A 15,181-nucleotide genomic window follows, 5' to 3' on the forward strand; every position below is an offset into this window, starting at 1 on the left:
CGCTCAGAGGTAGAGGCAGAACGGGTGCCCGGCCGGATCGAGGTGCACGCGTACGTCGTCCTGCGGCTGGAAGTCGGGCACGGTCGCGCCGAGCGACACCGCGTACGCCGACGCCGCGTCGAGGTCGTCGACCTTGATGTCCAGGTGCAGCATCATCGGCGGGTCACCCGGCCCGGCCGGCCACACCGGACGCACGTATGCCGGCTCGTCCTGGAACGCGAGGCCGGCGCCACCGCCCGGCGGGACGAGGACTACCCATTCCGGCTCGTCCTCGCGTCGGGGCCAACCGAGCAGCCGCTCGTAGAAGGCGGCGAGGTCCTGGGCGGACGGTGCGTCGAGCACCGTGGTGGTCAACGAGAAGCGAGGTCGCTGTTCCATGTGGCCTTCCTACCTGGGCGGTACGACGGTCACCGGAACCGGAAAGGGATCGCCGACCGGTGACCGTGGTCGTACGCTGCGCCAATGCTGCTGCGCATGTCGACCCTGCTGCTCCGGACCCTGCGCGAGGACCCGGCCGACGCCGAGGTGCCGAGCCACCGGCTGCTGCTCCGCGCCGGCTACGTGCGTCGGGCCGCGCCCGGCGGCTACACCTGGCTGCCGCTGGGCAAGCTGGTGCTGGACCGGATCACCGCGATCGTCCGGGACGAGATGACCGCGATCGGTGACCAGGAGGTGCACTTCCCGGCGCTGCTCCCGGCCGAGCCGTACCGCACCAGCGGCCGCTGGACGGAGTACGGGGACCTGCTCTTCACGCTCGCCGACCGCAAGGGCGCCGAGCACCTGCTCGCGCCGACCCACGAGGAGATGGCCGCGCTGCTGGTGAAGGACCTGTTCACCTCCTACCGGGACTTCCCGGTGACGTTGTTCCAGATCCAGACGAAGTTCCGGGACGAGGCCCGGCCCCGGGCCGGCGTGCTGCGCGGACGCGAGTTCCTGATGAAGGACGCCTACTCCTTCGACCTGGACCCCGTCGGGCTCCAGGCGGCCTACGACCGGCACCGGGAGGCCTACCAGCGCGTCTTCGCCCGGCTCGGGCTGGACGTCACGGTGGTGGCCGCGACGTCCGGGGCGATGGGCGGCTCCGCGTCCGAGGAGTTCCTGGCCGCCACGCCGGTCGGTGAGGACACCTACGTCGGCTGCACGGCCTGCGACTACGCGGCCAACACCGAGGCCGTGGTGACCCGTGTCCCGGCGGCCGGCGACCCGGACGCGCACCGCGCCGCGGAGGTGCACGACACCCCGGAGACGCCGACCATCGCGTCCCTGGTCGACCTGGCGAACACCCGCGCGCTCGGCGGCCGCAGCGACTGGACCGCCGCCGACACGTTGAAGAACGTGGTGCTGACCGTCCGCCGGCCCGGCGCCGAAGAGACCGAACTGCTGGTCGTCGGCCTCCCCGGGGACCGCGACGTCGACCTGAAGCGGGTCGAGGCGGTGCTGCACCCGGCCACCGTGGCGGTCTTCGACGACTGGTCCGCGCACCCGGAGCTGGTCCGTGGCTACCTCGGGCCGCAGATCCTGGCCAAGCACGGCATCCGCTACCTGGTCGACCCCCGGGTGGTGACCGGCTCCACCTGGCTGACCGGGGCCAACGAGCCGGGGCGGCACGCCACCGACGTGGTGTGCGGGCGGGACTTCGTCCCCGACGGCACGATCGAAGCGGCCGAGGTACGCCCGGGCGACCCCTGCCCGGCCTGCCCGGACGGTGAGCTGACCACGCGGCGGGGCATCGAGGTGGGGCACATCTTCCAGCTCGGCCGGCGGTTCACCGACGCCTTCGCCGTCGACGTGCTCGGGCCCGAGGGCAAGCCGGTCCGGCCGACCATGGGCTGCTACGGCATCGGGGTGTCCCGGGCGGTCGCCGCCGTGGCCGAGCAGCACCACGACGACCGGGGGCTGGTCTGGCCGGCCCAGGTCGCGCCCTGCGACGTACACCTGGTGGCCGCCGGCAAGGGGCCGCAGCTCGACGCGGCGCTCGACCTCGGCGGGCGGTTGGCCGCCGCCGGCCTGCGGGTGCTGGTCGACGACCGCACCCACGTCTCCGCCGGGGTGAAGTTCACCGACGCCGAGCTGATCGGCATCCCCCGCGCCGTCGTGGTCGGCCGCCGCCTCGCCGACGGGTACGTCGAGCTGCGCGACCGGGCCACCGGCGAGCGGACCGAGCTGCCGGTGGAAGGGCTCGTCGAGCGTCTGCGCGACGAGGTTGGCGCGACGCGCCGCGACCGGGTGTAGCGAACGCGCCACCGGGTACCGCAGAAGGATCGACCGAGGCGTTTTTCGGAGGCTCTCATGTACCGCGTCAGTGATGTGATGACCAGACAGGTGGTCTACCTGCCGGCGGAAACCCCGCTGGACGAGGCGGCCCGGGTGATGAAGGAGTCGGACATCGGCGACGTGGTGGTGACCGACGGGGCCACCCTCGCGGGCATGCTGACCGACCGGGACATCGTGGTGCGGGCGGTGGCCGAGCGCGCCGACCCGGGCACCACCACGATCGGGTCGATCATCACCCGTGAGGTCGTCATGATCGAGCAGCACTGCACGGCGAACGAGGCGGCGGCGCTGATGCGCGAGCGCAACATCCGGCGGGTGCTGGTCTGCGACAGCGACCGGAAGCTGGTCGGCATCGTCTCCCTCGGCGACCTGGCCATGCAGCTCGACCCCCGGTCGGCGCTCAGCGACATCAGCGAAGCAGCCCCGAACACATGAAAGGAGGGGCCCCTTCTTAACGCCTCCGGTAGAGGAGGGGCCCCCTCTTAACACCCCACCCGCTCGCGCCCGACGCGGCGGATAGCCTCGACCCATGCCCGAGATGCCGACCAAGCTGGCCGAGATCGTCGACGAGTTCGCCGCCGCACCGCGTGACGTCGTGCTGGAGATGCTGCTGGAGTTCGCCGACGTGATCCCGCCCCTGCCCGAGGGCGTGGACCGGGCCGAACTGGAGCAGGTCCCCGAGTGCCAGACCGCGTTCTTCCTGCGCGCCGAGGTCAACGCGGACAAGACGGTGAGCACGCTCTTCGACTGCCCGCCGGAGGCGCCCACCACGCGCGCCTTCGCCGGCATCCTCGCCGAAGGGCTGGCCGGGGCGAGCGCCGAGGAGGTGCTGGCCGTCCCGGACGACCTCTACCAACGGATGGGGCTGGCCCAGGCGATCAGCCCGCTCCGCGTCCGCGGCGGCACCGCCATCCTGGCCCGGCTCAAGCGCCAGGTGCGGGAACAGATCTCCTGACCGGCGGGTTGTCGCTGGTCATGGAGATCGAGATCTACGCCGACGTCGTCTGCCCGTGGTGCTGGATCGGCAAGCGCCGGCTCGAACAGGCCCTGGAGTCGTACGACGGCGAGGTGACCGTCCGGTACCGGCCGTTCCAGCTCGACCCGACGCCGGTCACCGAGCCGAAGCCGCTGCTCGACGCACTGGGTGACAAGTTCGGCGGCCGGGACAAGGCCGAGGGCATGGCCGCCCACGTCTCGAAGGTCGCCGCCGGCGCCGGCCTCGATCTGCGGTTCGACAGCGCGATCGCGGCGAACACGTTCGACGCGCACCGGCTGGTCCGCTTCGCCACCGAGCACGGCCGCGCCGCCGAGACGGTCGAGCGGCTCTACCGGGCGCACTTCTACGACGGCCTGGACGTCGGGTCGGTCGACACGCTGGTCACGCTGGCCGGCGAGGTCGGCCTGGACGAGACCGAGACGCGGCGTTACCTCGAGTCCAACCTCGGCCGCCGCGAGGTGGCAGCCGACCTGAGCAGCGCCCACCAGCTCGGCGTCTCCAGCGTGCCGACCTTCGTGCTCGCCGGGAAGTACGCGGTGACCGGCGCCCAGGAGCCGGAAACGCTGCTCGCCGCGCTGCGTGAGGTGGCGCAGCGCGAAGCGGCCGGGTGATGTTTCACGTGGAACAAGATCGATGCGGATGAGGCCCTAGGCCGGCCTGGCCAGGTCCTCCACCACCCTCGCCCCGGGCAGGGCGCCGAGCGCCGGCCCGGGCAGGGCGATCTTGCTGTGCCGTACGCCCGACCCGATGATCACGTGGGGCGTGGCGATCACCCGCGAGTCGACCAGGATCGGCCACTCCTCGGGCAACCCGATCGGCGTGATCCCGCCGTACTCCATCCCGGTCAGCTCCACCGCCTCGGCCATCGGCGCGAAGCTCGCCTTGCGCACGTCGAGCAGCCGACGGACCACGCCGTTGACGTCCGCCCGGGTGGTCGCGAGCACGATGCACGCCGCGTAGCGCGTCTCGCCGCCCCGCTTGCCGGCGACCACCACGCAGTTGGCCGACTCCTCCAACCCCACCTCGTACGCCTCGCAGAAGGCCGCCGTGTCGGCCAGCTCGGCGTCGATCGGGGCGACCAGCACCTCGTCCACGTCCACCGGAGCCTCGTCCGGCCACCGCTCCACCGCCGCGGCGACCGGAGCAGCCAGCAGGTCCAGCCGCGCCCGGGCCGGCTCGGTCTTCAACGTCCCCATCACGGTTGCGATCCTCGCACCCGCGCCGGCCATCCGCTCGTCGGCCCGCCTGGTGAGCGGGACCCGTCCACTCCCGGATCCGATGAGCCCGGGGGCCCGGCCCCGCGCCTCAGTTGGGGTTGGTGAGGAACGCGTTCTCCTGGGCGAAGTCGCGGTTCTCGGTGGCGCCGAGCTGCCGCCGGCGCAGCACCTCGGGTCGGTTCGCCTCGGCGTCCTCGATCCCGTGCCGGACACCGACCCGGATCACGCCGTAGAGGAAGACGAAGCCGAAGACGTAGAGCACCACGGTGGCGACGAAGACCAGCATGCGGTCACGGTAGGTCGGTCCGGAACCGACCAGGTCTCACCTTCCGCCGGTTCCCCCGTACGTGTCGGCGAGATGATCGGCCCAGGTCCGGACACCGGTCGGAGTGGCGGACGTGGTGAGGCCGCCGGCACGCAGTTCCCGGCCGAGCCGCCCGGGAATCCGCAGCGGAACCAACGGACGACGCGATCCGCGCGCGGCCAGCCAGGCCCGGGCCGCCTCGTCGAAGCGGAGCACCTCCGGCCCACCGAAGTCCTCGGTGCGGTGGGACGGTCCGGCGAGCAGCAGCACCGCGAGTCGGTCCGCGACCTCGCCGGGATCGACCGGCTGGGCGAGCACGGCCGGGTCCCCGAGCACCGGGCCGAGCCGGCTCGCGCCGCGCAGCAGGTCCGCCAGGAACCCGGGGAACTGCGTCGCCCGCAGCACGCTCCACGGCACCGGGCCGGCGGCCACCACCTGCTCGGCCGCGAGCTTGTGCCGGTAGTAGCCGAGCGGCACCCGGTCCACGCCGACGATCGAGACGTACACCAGGTGGCGCACCCCCGCGTGCCCGGCGGCCACGGTCAGGCGGCGGGTGCCGAGCACGTCGATCTCGTGGGTACGCCGGTTCGGCGACGAGGCCAGGTGCAGCACGGCATCCATCCCGTCGACCGCCTCCGCGAGCCCCGCGCCGGTGCCGAGGTCGGCGGTCACCCACTCGACGCCGGCACCGTCACGCGGCCGGCGGCTCACCGCCCGGACGAGGAAACCCTCGTCCCGCAGTCGTGGCACCGCCACCTGCCCGAGCCGTCCGGTCGCCCCGGTCACCAGCACCCGCATCGCCACTCCTTCTCGCCCTGGTCCACACACGCCCGCGCGCTTTCCGTCCACGCGCCGCTAACCCTGTCCACGCCCCACGCAACGCTGTCCACGCTCCGCGCCCCACGCAGCGCGTTCACGCCCGCGCGCCGCGCAACCCGCCCACGCTTCGCACAACCGTTCACGCCCGCGCGCCGCCAACCCGCCACGCTTCGCACAACCGTTCACGCCCGCGCGCCGCGCAGCCCAGCCACGCTCCGCGCAGCCCAACCACGCTGCGCGGAACACGTTCACGCCCGCGCGCCGCGCAGCTGACCCACGCTCCGCGGAACACGTTCACGCCCGTGCTCCACGTAGCCGTTGACGCCGCGTGACGGGCTGGCCGTCCGTGGCCGATCCACTCCGACCCGGCGATGGGACGAGGCGGCGTCCCTGATCGTGACAGCCCGACGGACCAACGCCGCCCGGTCCGGGCAACCGGTGCCTCCCACCCGATCCTGCGCCACCCGACGACCACCCTGGCCCGGATCGGTCCGCACGGCGCCCGCCTCACCGGCCGCATCAATCCCCCGGTTGACCAAGGAGTTTCCGTCAAGCGAGGCCTGGCATCTGACGCACACTCCTTGATCACCGGAGCGGAGCGTGGTTCCTCGGAGAAGGGATATACCACTGGGTCATAAATATGACGCAGCGGTATAACGCCTACAGGTGGATGGCGTTCGTCGGGGCGTCACGGAGCGTGTCCGCGCCGGACCGGCGGAAAGGGTGGGCCACCTTTCGGGTTCCGGGGCAGTCCGAACCGGGAGTCGGCGGGCCCGGGAACCCCGGGCACGGCAGGGCCGGAACCCCGGGCACGGCAGGGCCGGAACCCTGGGCACGGCAGGTTCAGAGCCCGGAGACGGCAGGGTCGGAACCGGGCAGGGTCGGAACCGGGCAGGGTCGGAACCGGGCGGGGGCGGGAAGCCGCACGGGCGGGGCGGTCAGGCGGCCGTGCGGGGGACGACCCGGCCGGCGAGCAGCAGCCCGAGCAGCCCGCAGCCGGCCGCGACGGCCAGCGTGCTCGCGTAGCTCGCCGGGCCGGGCGACGAGCCGGCGGCCAGCACCGCGCCGGTCAGCGCCAGCACGGTGGCCGCGGCCAGCGAGTCCCCCAGTTGCAGCGCCGAACTGTTCCGGCCCTGCTCGGCTGGGGCGGACAACTCCAGCGTGAGCACGGACAGCGAGGGATACAGCAGGCCCATGCCGAGTCCGGCGACCGACCAGGCGAGCACCGCCGGCGCGACCGGCACCCCCGGCAGCAGGGCCAGTGTGACGCCGGCCGTGCCGACGGCGATGCAGGCCAGGCCGGCCCGCGGCAGGCTCGCCGCCGAGCGGGGTGCGGGGATCCGGCCCTGGATCCACGAACCCACCGACCAGGAGAGCGCGCCGACGGTCAGCACCAAACCGGCCCCGGTGGGCGAGAACCCGCGCTCGCGGGAAAGCATCAGCGGGATCACCACCTCCGCGCCGGCGAACGCCGCCGAGGCCAACCCGCGCAGTCCGATCACCGTCGGCAGTCCACGCGCCGCCCGCAGGAAGCCCGCCGGCAGCAGGCGCGGCACGGAAACGAGCAGCCCGGCCAGTGCCGCCCCGACCAGGCCGGCCGCGAGCACGCCGCGCTGCTGCCCCCCGTGGTGCAGCAGTGCGGCGCTCGCCCCCGCCCCGCAGGCCCAGCCGATCCGCGCCAGCGCGCCGGTCGGCGGCCTGGTCGGCACCCGTGCGGCCAGTGCGCGCAGGCCCGGCTGGACCAGCAGCACCGCCGGCACCGCGATCGCCGGCACCGCGAGGAACACCCAGCGCCAGCCCAGGTGCTCGACGATCAGCCCGGCCACCGCCGGCCCGACCAGGGACGGCACCACCCAGGCCGCCGCGAAGGCCGCGAAGATCCGCCGCCGCAACCCCTCCGGGTACGCCTGCCCGACGATCACGTAGAGCGCCACGGAGAGCAGCCCGGAGCCGAAGCCCTGCACGACCCGCCCGGCGACGAGCGTCCCCATGGTCGTGGCGGCGCCCGCCACCGCCAGCCCGGCCACGAACCAGGCCACCCCGTGCCACATCGCCGGGCGTGGCCCGCGCGCGTCGCACCAGATGCCGGAGACGACCATCGCCACCACGCCGGAGGCGAACGGACCGCCGAACGCCAGCGCGTACAGGCCGAGCCCGTCCAGGCTGCGCGCCACCGTCGGCATGGCGGTGCCCACCGCGAGGGCCTCGAACGCGAGCAGCGACACCAGGGCGACGATGCCCACGGTCATGGCCCGCAGGCGCGGCGACCACAGGTCGAGCGGGTCGCTTGCCGGTGCGGCGGTGGCGGTCGTCATGGGCACCAGCCTGGGACCTCAACCCCGGTTGAGGTCAACTGTGTGCCCGGTCTCGTCAGGCGGTCTCCAGCGCCTCGCCCACGCCCTTCACCAGCCCGGAGAAGTGCTGGTCGGCCAGCACGTGGCCGGCCGTGATCACCAACGCGAGCGGCCACTCGATGACCTGCAACGCGGCGAGCACGCCGATGCCCGCGTAGTAGGCGAGCTTGTCCGGCGGAGGCACGGCCACCTCGCCCAGCAGCGGAACCTCCACCCGGCGGCAGTAGGCCCGGACCATCTCCCGCGATCCGCTCAGGTGTCGTGTCAGCGTGCTCATCCCTGCCTCCCCGGTTGCGACGGCATCGACCCGACCGGCATTCCACCGCCCCCGGCGTCCATGCCCCGGGCAGCAGGGAAACTTCCCCCACCCGAGGGGCATAACGGACGCCGCGCCGGGAAGTCGGGCCGCCGGGACGAGACCGGGAGGCGACATGGCGTACGGGATCGCCGGTCTCCTGCTGTCGCCGGCCGCCCTACCGGACGCCATGGCGCGGGTCGCGCGTACCGTCGGGTCGGCCCTGCCCGGCCCACCCGTGCCGCCGGCCGTCGCGCAGGCGGCCGGAAGCATGGGTACGGCGGCCAGCCGGTTGGCCCGCCTGGCCGGGCTGACCCGACGCCGCGTCTGGTCACGGGACGGCCGGCACCACATCGAGGTGCACGGCGTCTGTCAGGACGGCGGAGACCGGTTGGCCCGGCAGGTCGAGGCGGCGCTGGAGGCGGTGCCGGGGGTGACCTGGGCGCGGGTGAACGCGCCCTCCGGCCGGGTGGTGGTGGCGACCGGCGAACCGGCGCCGAAGCTGCGCGACCTGATCGCGACCGTGGCGCGCGCCGAGCGGGCGTGCCCCTACGAGCCGGACCCGGAGATCCCGCCGCCGCACCCGCCCGAGGAGGGGCCGCGAACCCCTCGTACGCTCGGCGCGCTGGCTTCCGACGCGCTCGGCCTGACCATCTCCGCGGCCACCCGGATCCTGCCGTTCACTCCGGTCCCCGGCGAGGTGGCGGGCCTGCTCACCGCTGTCGACCTGCACCCGAAGCTGCACGCGTTGGCCGGCCGGGGCCTGCGGGCCGACCCCCGCGCCGAGGTGCTCTTCCCGCTCGCCGAGGCGGTGGTGCAGGGCCTCACCGGCGGTTGGGCCGGCATCGTGCTCGACGGCGCGCAGCGGGTGGTGCAGTGGGGCGAGGCGCGGGCCCAACTCGCCGCGTGGAGCCGGGCCGAGCCGGCACTGACCGGCGACCCGGAGCGGGCTGTCGCCCGGGTGCCGGACGGGGAACGGCCCTGCCCGGTCCCGGACGGCCAGGCCGAGCGTTACATCAAGCGGATGCTGGCGGCCGGCGCGGTGGCCGGGGCCGCCGCCATCCCGGTGGCCGGCGGCAAACGGGCCGCCGCGCTGGCGCTCTCCTCGTTACCGAAGGCCCCGGGCAGCGGCCGTGAGGGGTACGCGGCCCAGCTCGGCCGGATGCTCGCCCGCCGCGGCGTGATCGCCATGGACCGCAGCGTGCTGCGGGAGCTGGACCGGATCGACACCGTCGTGCTGGACGCGGCCGTCCTCGGCTCCGACCGTGGGGTGCTGGCCGACCTGGCGCCGCTGGCCGGCGCCGACACCGGGCAGGTCGCCGCCCGGGCGTTCGCGCTGTTCGACCCGGCCGAACCGGACGCCGTACGGGACGTCGACGACTGGCGGATCGGGCCGCTGGACCGGATCGACGCGGAAGACCCCGGGGACACCCCGGACAGTGGGCGACTGCGCGCCGACGGGGGACGGCTGCTCGGGCTGGCCCGGGGCGGCCGGCTCGCCGCCGTGCTCCGGGTCGAGCCGGAACCCGCCCCCGGGGTGGACGCGCTGGCGTCCGCCGCCCGCCAGGCCGGCCTACGCCTCGTGGTCGCCGGCGCCGAGGACGGCCGGTACGACTTCGCCGACCGCCGCGTACCGGGTGGGTCACGGCTGGCCGAAGCGGTCCGTGACCTGCAACGGGAGGGTGCCGTGGTGATGGTGGTCTCGGGCGAGCGCTCGGCTCTCGCGGCCGCCGACTGCGGGCTCGGCGTCGCCGCGCCGGACGACCTGCCCCCGTGGGGCGCGCACCTGCTCGTCGGCGACGACCTGCGCATCCCCGCCCTGCTGATCGACGCGGCCGGGGTCGCTCGTCGGATGACCGGGCAGAACCTCAGGATCGCCATGGCCGGCAGCGGACTCGGCGCGCTCGGCGCGTTCACCGCAGCCCCCCGGCAGCTGCCCGGGCGGACGATGGCGGCGGTGAACGGGGCCGCCGCGGCCGCCTTCGCGCACGGGGTCTTCCGGGCGCACCGCCTGCCGGACCGGACCGGCGCGCCGGTGCCCGTGCTCACCGCGTGGCACCTGATGCCGGTGGAGACGGTCCTCGACCAGCTCGGCACCCACCCGACCGGGCTGACCGACGAGGAGGCGACCCGCCGCCGCGGCCCGGCGGGCGGGGCCGGGAACGGACCGGCCGGCCTGCTCCGCGCGTTCGTCGACGAGCTGTCCAACCCGCTCACCCCGGTGCTGGCCGCCGGGGCGGTGCTCTCCGCCGCGTTCGGCTCGCTCGTCGACGCGGCGCTGGTCGGCGGCCTGGTGGGCGGCTCCGCGCTGGTCGGCGCCGTGCACCAGCGGAACACCGAACGGTCGCTGGCCGAGCTGCTGTCCCGCTCCGCGGTCACCGCCCGGGTGCTGCGGGACGGCGTGGAACGGGTGGTACCCGCCGAGGAGTTGGTGCCCGGTGACGTGGTCAGCGTCAGCTCCGGGGACGCCGTACCGGCCGACTGCCGGGTGCTGTCCAGCGACGGGTTGGAGTCCGACGAGTCGTCCCTGACCGGCGAGTCCCTGCCGGTGGCGAAGAGCCCGGAGCCGGTGGTCGCCGCCGCGATCGCGGAGCGGCACTCGATGCTCTTCGAGGGCACCACGGTCGCCGCCGGGCACGGCACCGCCGTGGTGGTGGCCACCGGCGCGGAGACCGAGGCCGGGCGGAGCATGGCGATGGCCCGGGAGGCCCCGCCGACCAGTGGGGTGGAGGCGCGGCTCGGCAGGTTGACCAGCAGCGCCGTACCGCTGGCGGCCGGCTCGGCGATCGCGGTGGCCGGGGCGGGGCTGCTCCGGGGCGTACCCCTGGCCGAGACGGCGGCGACCGCCGCGAACCTGGCCGTGGCGTCGGTGCCGGAGGGGCTGCCGTTCCTGGTCAGCGCCGCGCAGCTGGCGGCGGCGCGACGGCTGGCCGAGCACGGCGCCCTGGTGCGCAACCCGCGCACCATCGAGGCGCTGGGGCGGGTGGACGTGCTCTGCTTCGACAAGACCGGCACGCTCACCGAGGGAAAGCTGCTGCTGGCCGGCGTGGGCACCGGCGACGACCGGTACGGCCCGGCGGACCGGCTCGACGAGCCGCTGCGGGCGACGCTGGCGGCGGCGCTGCGTGCCACCCCCTTCGCCGCCGACCCGGACGAGTTGCCGCAGCAGACCGACCGGGCGGTACGCCGGGGCGCGAACGCGGCCGGGGTGGCCGAGCAGACCGGCGCGGCGGGTTGGACCGCGACGGGCGGGCTGCCGTTCGAGCCGTCGCGGGGCTACAGCGCCACGGTCGGGCGGACCGCCGACGGCCTGCTGCTGAGTGTGAAGGGCGCGCCCGAGTCGGTGCTGCCGCGCTGCGCGTCCCGGCGTACCGCCGGGGGCGACCGCCCGCTGGACGCGGCCGGCCGGGACGAGGTGCAGGCCATGCTGGCCGCTCGGGCCGGTGCCGGGCACCGCATCCTCGCCGTCGCGGAGTGTCCCGTGTCCACCGGGTCAATCAGCGACGAGCAGGTCGACGGGCTGGTGTTCGTGGGCTTCCTGACGCTCGCCGACGGGGTGCGGGAGAGCGCCCGGCCGTCGGTGGAGCGGATCCGCGCGGCCGGCGTGCACACCGTCATGATCACCGGTGACCATCCGGCGACCGCCGAGGCGATCGCGGCCACCATCAGCCCGGACCACGGGCAACAGCGGGTGGTGACCGCCACCGATCTGGACCGGCTCGACGACGCCGCGCTGGCGGAGCGGCTGATGGCCACGGACGTGGTGGCCCGGTGCACGCCCGCGCACAAGGTCCGCATCATCCAGGCGTTGCAGCGCCGGGGCCGGACGGTGGCGATGACCGGTGACGGCGCCAACGACGCCCCGGCGATCCGCCTCGCCGACGTGGGGATCGCCCTCGGTCAGCGGGGTACCCCGGCCGCCCGGGCGGCCGCCGACCTGGTGGTGACCGACGACCGGCTGGAGACGATCATCGCCACGCTGGTCGAGGGGCGCGCCATGTGGTCGTCGGTCCGCCACGCGCTCAGCATCCTGGTCGGCGGCAACCTCGGCGAGATCGCGTTCAGCGTGCTGACCGCCGCGTCGACCGGCCGGTCCGCCCTGACCGGACGCCAACTGCTGCTGGTCAACCTGCTCACCGACCTCGCGCCGGCGCTCGCCATCGCGGTCCGTCCGCCGGCCGACGACCGCGCCGACCATCTGTTGCGCGAGGGACCGGACTCCTCGCTCGGCGCCACCATGACCCGGGAGATCGGGCTCCGGGCGGCGGCGACCACGCTGGGCGCGACGGCGGGCTGGACGATCGCCCGGTGGACCGGCACCCGACGCCGGGCCGGCACCGTCGCGCTCGCCTCGCTGATCGGCACCCAGCTCGGCCAGACCGTGCTGGCCGGCGGCACCAGCCCCACCGTGCTGGCGGCCACCGCCGCGTCCGTCGGGGTGCTGGTCGTGGTGGTGCAGACGCCGGGGGTCAGCCAGTTCTTCGGGTGTACGCCGCTGGGCCCGGTGGGCTGGACCATCGCCACCGGCTCGGCGTTGGGCGCGACGTTCGCCAACGGCGCGCTGACCCGGCTGGTGGACCGCCTGCCGCAGCCCGGCTCGCATGGGCGCCCGGAGCAGGGGTACGGCGAAGGGCATGACGCCTGAGGTGACCTTCGTCGGTACGGGCTACCTGGGCCCGAGACGGTGCCGCTGACCCCGTGACCGCGAACGCCGCCCCACCGGCTCTCACCGGGTGGGGCGGCGCGCACGGGGAACCGCTCAGGCCCGCTCGGAGATCGCCTCGATCAGGTCGCCGACCGGGCGGTCCGGCAGCGACCGGGCCACGTCGGCGACGGCCACGATGCCGACGAGGTCGTGCCCGTCGATCACCGGCAGCCGGCGTACCTTGTGCTGCCCCATCGTCCGCAGGATCTCGGCCGCGTCGTCGTCGGCCCCGATCGTCACCGCCTCACCCTGGGCCAGCTCACCGGCGGTCACGTCGGCGGGGTCCTTGCCGGCGGCCAGCACCTTCACCACGATGTCCCGGTCGGTGACCATGCCCTTGAGACGGTTGTCGTCGCCGCAGATCGGCAGCGACCCGACGCCGAGTTCGGCCATCCGTCGGGCGGCGGTGCGGAGGTCGTCCTGTTCCCGGACACAGCTCACGTCGTTGGTCATGATCTCGCGCGCGGTCGGCATACGCGTCACACCTCACTTCCGGGGGGGATCGGTCTTCCTCTTCTCTCCTACCCCCGGCCCGGCGACCCATTCGCGAGGTCAGTGCCAGGTGGCGGCGGCCCGGCGCAGCCGGTCGTTGACGGCTCGCCCGACCCCTTCGTCGGGCACCGGCTCGGCCACGATCTCGGTCACCCCGGCCGCGTCGAGCCGGTGCAGCGCGTCGAAGAGACGCGCCGCCGCGGCGGTGAGGTCGCCGTCCGGTGCCAGCACCTCCACCGCCGCCCAGTCACCCGCCGCCGGTGGCTCGCGGAACGCCAGGAACCCGCGCCGGCCGCCGTCGGGCTCGCCCGCCGCGTCCAACCGCAACGGGGTACGCGGGGCGTAGTGCGCGGCCAGCGTCCCGGGTGCCACGGGCTGGCCGGAACTGCCGAGACGGACGTCGACCGGCCCGACCGCCTCGACCAGCGCCTCGACCGGCAGCGCGCCCAGCCGCAGCACCACCGGCCGGTCGCCGCGCGCGTCCACGATGGTCGACTCGATCCCGCACCGGGTGGGTCCACCGTCGAGCACCACGTCCACGGCGCCGCCCAGACCGGCCACGACGTGCTCGGCGCGGGTGGGGCTGAGCTGGCCGAACCGGTTGGCGCTCGGCGCGGCCACCGGCACGCCGGCGGCGGCGATCAGCGCCCGGGCGGCCGATTCGTCGGGCACCCGCACGGCCATGGTCTCCAGGCCGGAGGTGACGATCGGCGGGATCGCCGCCGGCCGGTCCACGATGAGGGTGAGCGGGCCGGGCCAGAACCGGTCCGCCAGCGCGGCCACGGCCGCCGGCACCGCACCGACCAGGGCGGTCAGGTCGGCGGCGTCGGCCAGGTGGCTGATCAGCGGGTCGAAGCTGGGCCGGGCCTTCGCCTCGAAGATCCGCGCGGCGGCGTGGGCGTCCAGCGCGTTCGCGCCCAGCCCGTAGACCGTCTCGGTGGGGAAGGCGACCAGCCCGCCGGCGCGCAGCACAGCGGCGGCCTCGTCGATGCCACTGTCGGCTGGCAGGACGCGCGGGGTTCCGGTGCTCACGCTCCGACGCTAGCCTGCGCCGGAGGCCGACCCGGCGGGACCCCGGCCGGATCAGTCCCGCTCGTCGGCGGCGTCGGGGAGGCTGGGCGCGTCGGTGGGGTAGAGGCCGGCCGCGAAGCCGTACACCTGGTCGCCGGCGCGGGGGATCTGGGCGAACTTCCGGGCCAGCGCCTGCACCTCCGCCCAGAACTCGCGGACGTCCTCGATCGGGATGCGGGCGTGCACCAGCGTGCAGCGCAGCTCGTCGGCGGCGTGCGCGGCGGCCGCCTCGGCCGCGGCCTCGGCCAGGCCGTTGATCCGGGCGACGACCTGCTTGTCCTCGGGGCGGTGGAGAGCGCCCACGTAGAACGTGCGGGCGACCCGGCCGTAGAAGCGTTCCTCGATGGCCCGGACCCGCCGGGTGCGCACCACGCGCAGCAGTCCCGCGTCGACCAGCTGGTTCACGTGGTAGGCCACGCTGCTCTTGGGCCGGTCCACGGCACGGGCCATCTCGTTCACCGTGGCCGCGCGTTCCAGCAACAGCTCCAGGAGGGTGCCGCGCAGGGGGTCGGCGAGCGCGCGCAACTGCTCGGGGGCGGTGACCACGAGCAGGTCGTCGAGGTCGTAGTCCGGGATCCGCTGATTGACCGACATTTCTCGACCGTTCTAAGATTCTGGTTCGTTCGATGATTCTGGTCCGACAGTCAGGAGTC

The 15,181-nt window shown here is 74.7% G+C and carries 14 protein-coding genes; 5 read left to right on the forward strand and 9 right to left on the reverse strand.

The features are described 5' to 3' along the window. Positions 1-3: 3 nt before the first annotated feature. Positions 4-378 carry a VOC family protein gene (locus tag GA0070622_RS02150; protein ID WP_091566251.1) on the reverse strand — a complete coding sequence of 125 codons (375 nt, stop codon included), beginning with the start codon at positions 376-378 and terminating at the stop codon, positions 4-6. A gap of 84 nt (positions 379-462) precedes the next feature. Between GA0070622_RS02150 and GA0070622_RS02155 the strand changes: the two genes are divergently transcribed. The 4 genes from GA0070622_RS02155 to GA0070622_RS02170 all read left to right on the forward strand — a co-directional run bounded on the left by GA0070622_RS02155 (position 463) and on the right by GA0070622_RS02170 (position 3,882). Further along, entirely contained in the window at positions 463-2,232 is a 1,770-nt protein-coding gene (locus GA0070622_RS02155; RefSeq protein ID WP_091566254.1) for a proline--tRNA ligase, read from the forward strand. A 57-nt stretch (positions 2,233-2,289) separates the two neighbouring features. Continuing rightward, the gene (locus GA0070622_RS02160) at positions 2,290-2,709 is read left to right on the forward strand and encodes a CBS domain-containing protein (protein ID WP_091566257.1); all 420 of its coding nucleotides are present in this window, start codon (positions 2,290-2,292) and stop codon (positions 2,707-2,709) included. Positions 2,710-2,803: 94 nt separating this feature from the next. Continuing rightward, positions 2,804-3,229 carry a SufE family protein gene (locus tag GA0070622_RS02165; protein WP_091567545.1) on the forward strand — a complete coding sequence of 142 codons (426 nt, stop codon included), beginning with the start codon at positions 2,804-2,806 and terminating at the stop codon, positions 3,227-3,229. A gap of 20 nt (positions 3,230-3,249) precedes the next feature. Next, a complete protein-coding gene (locus GA0070622_RS02170) occupies positions 3,250-3,882 on the forward strand; it encodes a DsbA family oxidoreductase (RefSeq protein WP_091567549.1) in 633 nt (210 codons plus the stop codon). A gap of 36 nt (positions 3,883-3,918) precedes the next feature. Here GA0070622_RS02170 and GA0070622_RS02175 read toward each other — a convergent pair whose 3' ends face one another. The 5 genes from GA0070622_RS02175 to GA0070622_RS02195 all read right to left on the reverse strand — a co-directional run bounded on the left by GA0070622_RS02175 (position 3,919) and on the right by GA0070622_RS02195 (position 8,242). Next, a complete protein-coding gene (locus GA0070622_RS02175; RefSeq protein ID WP_091567552.1) occupies positions 3,919-4,467 on the reverse strand; it encodes a YbaK/EbsC family protein in 549 nt (182 codons plus the stop codon). 109 nt (positions 4,468-4,576) lie between these two features. Next, entirely contained in the window at positions 4,577-4,774 is a 198-nt protein-coding gene (locus GA0070622_RS02180; protein ID WP_091567555.1) for a hypothetical protein, read from the reverse strand. Positions 4,775-4,810: 36 nt separating this feature from the next. After that, complete coding sequence (locus GA0070622_RS02185) at positions 4,811-5,590, reverse strand: SDR family oxidoreductase (protein WP_091567558.1); 780 nt, start codon at positions 5,588-5,590, stop codon at positions 4,811-4,813. 959 nt (positions 5,591-6,549) lie between these two features. Then, a complete protein-coding gene (locus tag GA0070622_RS02190; protein ID WP_091567561.1) occupies positions 6,550-7,926 on the reverse strand; it encodes an MFS transporter in 1,377 nt (458 codons plus the stop codon). Between the two features lie 55 nt (positions 7,927-7,981). Then, on the reverse strand, positions 7,982-8,242 hold the full coding sequence (locus GA0070622_RS02195) for a hypothetical protein (RefSeq protein ID WP_091567565.1): 261 nt from the start codon (positions 8,240-8,242) through the stop codon (positions 7,982-7,984). 208 nt (positions 8,243-8,450) lie between these two features. Here GA0070622_RS02195 and GA0070622_RS02200 point away from each other — a divergent pair, with 208 nt between their 5' ends. Next, positions 8,451-12,905, forward strand: a complete 4,455-nt coding sequence (locus GA0070622_RS02200; protein ID WP_176710524.1) for a cation-translocating P-type ATPase — start codon at positions 8,451-8,453, stop codon at positions 12,903-12,905. 114 nt (positions 12,906-13,019) lie between these two features. Here GA0070622_RS02200 and GA0070622_RS02205 read toward each other — a convergent pair whose 3' ends face one another. From GA0070622_RS02205 to GA0070622_RS02215, 3 genes are all read right to left on the reverse strand, one after another. After that, a complete protein-coding gene (locus GA0070622_RS02205; RefSeq protein WP_091567574.1) occupies positions 13,020-13,439 on the reverse strand; it encodes a CBS domain-containing protein in 420 nt (139 codons plus the stop codon). Between the two features lie 78 nt (positions 13,440-13,517). After that, positions 13,518-14,465, reverse strand: a complete 948-nt coding sequence (locus GA0070622_RS02210; protein ID WP_091576774.1) for an L-threonylcarbamoyladenylate synthase — start codon at positions 14,463-14,465, stop codon at positions 13,518-13,520. Positions 14,466-14,540: 75 nt separating this feature from the next. Continuing rightward, the gene (locus GA0070622_RS02215) at positions 14,541-15,122 is read right to left on the reverse strand and encodes a winged helix-turn-helix domain-containing protein (RefSeq protein ID WP_091567576.1); all 582 of its coding nucleotides are present in this window, start codon (positions 15,120-15,122) and stop codon (positions 14,541-14,543) included. Positions 15,123-15,181 lie beyond the last annotated feature (59 nt).

The sequence above is a fragment of the Micromonospora sediminicola genome, assembly GCF_900089585.1.
In the GTDB taxonomy this organism is placed as follows: Bacteria; Actinomycetota; Actinomycetes; order Mycobacteriales; family Micromonosporaceae; genus Micromonospora; species Micromonospora sediminicola.

What these genes read in the sequence shown, in the direction of transcription:
- GA0070622_RS02150 (WP_091566251.1), bottom strand. Translation starts at nt 378, where the DNA reads ATGGAACAGCGACCTCGCTTCTCGTTGACCACCACGGTGCTCGACGCA.
- GA0070622_RS02155 (WP_091566254.1), top strand. Translation starts at nt 463, where the DNA reads ATGCTGCTGCGCATGTCGACCCTGCTGCTCCGGACCCTGCGCGAGGAC.
- GA0070622_RS02160 (WP_091566257.1), top strand. Translation starts at nt 2,290, where the DNA reads ATGTACCGCGTCAGTGATGTGATGACCAGACAGGTGGTCTACCTGCCG.
- GA0070622_RS02165 (WP_091567545.1), top strand. Translation starts at nt 2,804, where the DNA reads ATGCCCGAGATGCCGACCAAGCTGGCCGAGATCGTCGACGAGTTCGCC.
- GA0070622_RS02170 (WP_091567549.1), top strand. Translation starts at nt 3,250, where the DNA reads ATGGAGATCGAGATCTACGCCGACGTCGTCTGCCCGTGGTGCTGGATC.
- GA0070622_RS02175 (WP_091567552.1), bottom strand. Translation starts at nt 4,467, where the DNA reads ATGGGGACGTTGAAGACCGAGCCGGCCCGGGCGCGGCTGGACCTGCTG.
- GA0070622_RS02180 (WP_091567555.1), bottom strand. Translation starts at nt 4,774, where the DNA reads ATGCTGGTCTTCGTCGCCACCGTGGTGCTCTACGTCTTCGGCTTCGTC.
- GA0070622_RS02185 (WP_091567558.1), bottom strand. Translation starts at nt 5,590, where the DNA reads ATGCGGGTGCTGGTGACCGGGGCGACCGGACGGCTCGGGCAGGTGGCG.
- GA0070622_RS02190 (WP_091567561.1), bottom strand. Translation starts at nt 7,926, where the DNA reads ATGACGACCGCCACCGCCGCACCGGCAAGCGACCCGCTCGACCTGTGG.
- GA0070622_RS02195 (WP_091567565.1), bottom strand. Translation starts at nt 8,242, where the DNA reads ATGAGCACGCTGACACGACACCTGAGCGGATCGCGGGAGATGGTCCGG.
- GA0070622_RS02200 (WP_176710524.1), top strand. Translation starts at nt 8,451, where the DNA reads ATGGCGCGGGTCGCGCGTACCGTCGGGTCGGCCCTGCCCGGCCCACCC.
- GA0070622_RS02205 (WP_091567574.1), bottom strand. Translation starts at nt 13,439, where the DNA reads ATGCCGACCGCGCGCGAGATCATGACCAACGACGTGAGCTGTGTCCGG.
- GA0070622_RS02215 (WP_091567576.1), bottom strand. Translation starts at nt 15,122, where the DNA reads ATGTCGGTCAATCAGCGGATCCCGGACTACGACCTCGACGACCTGCTC.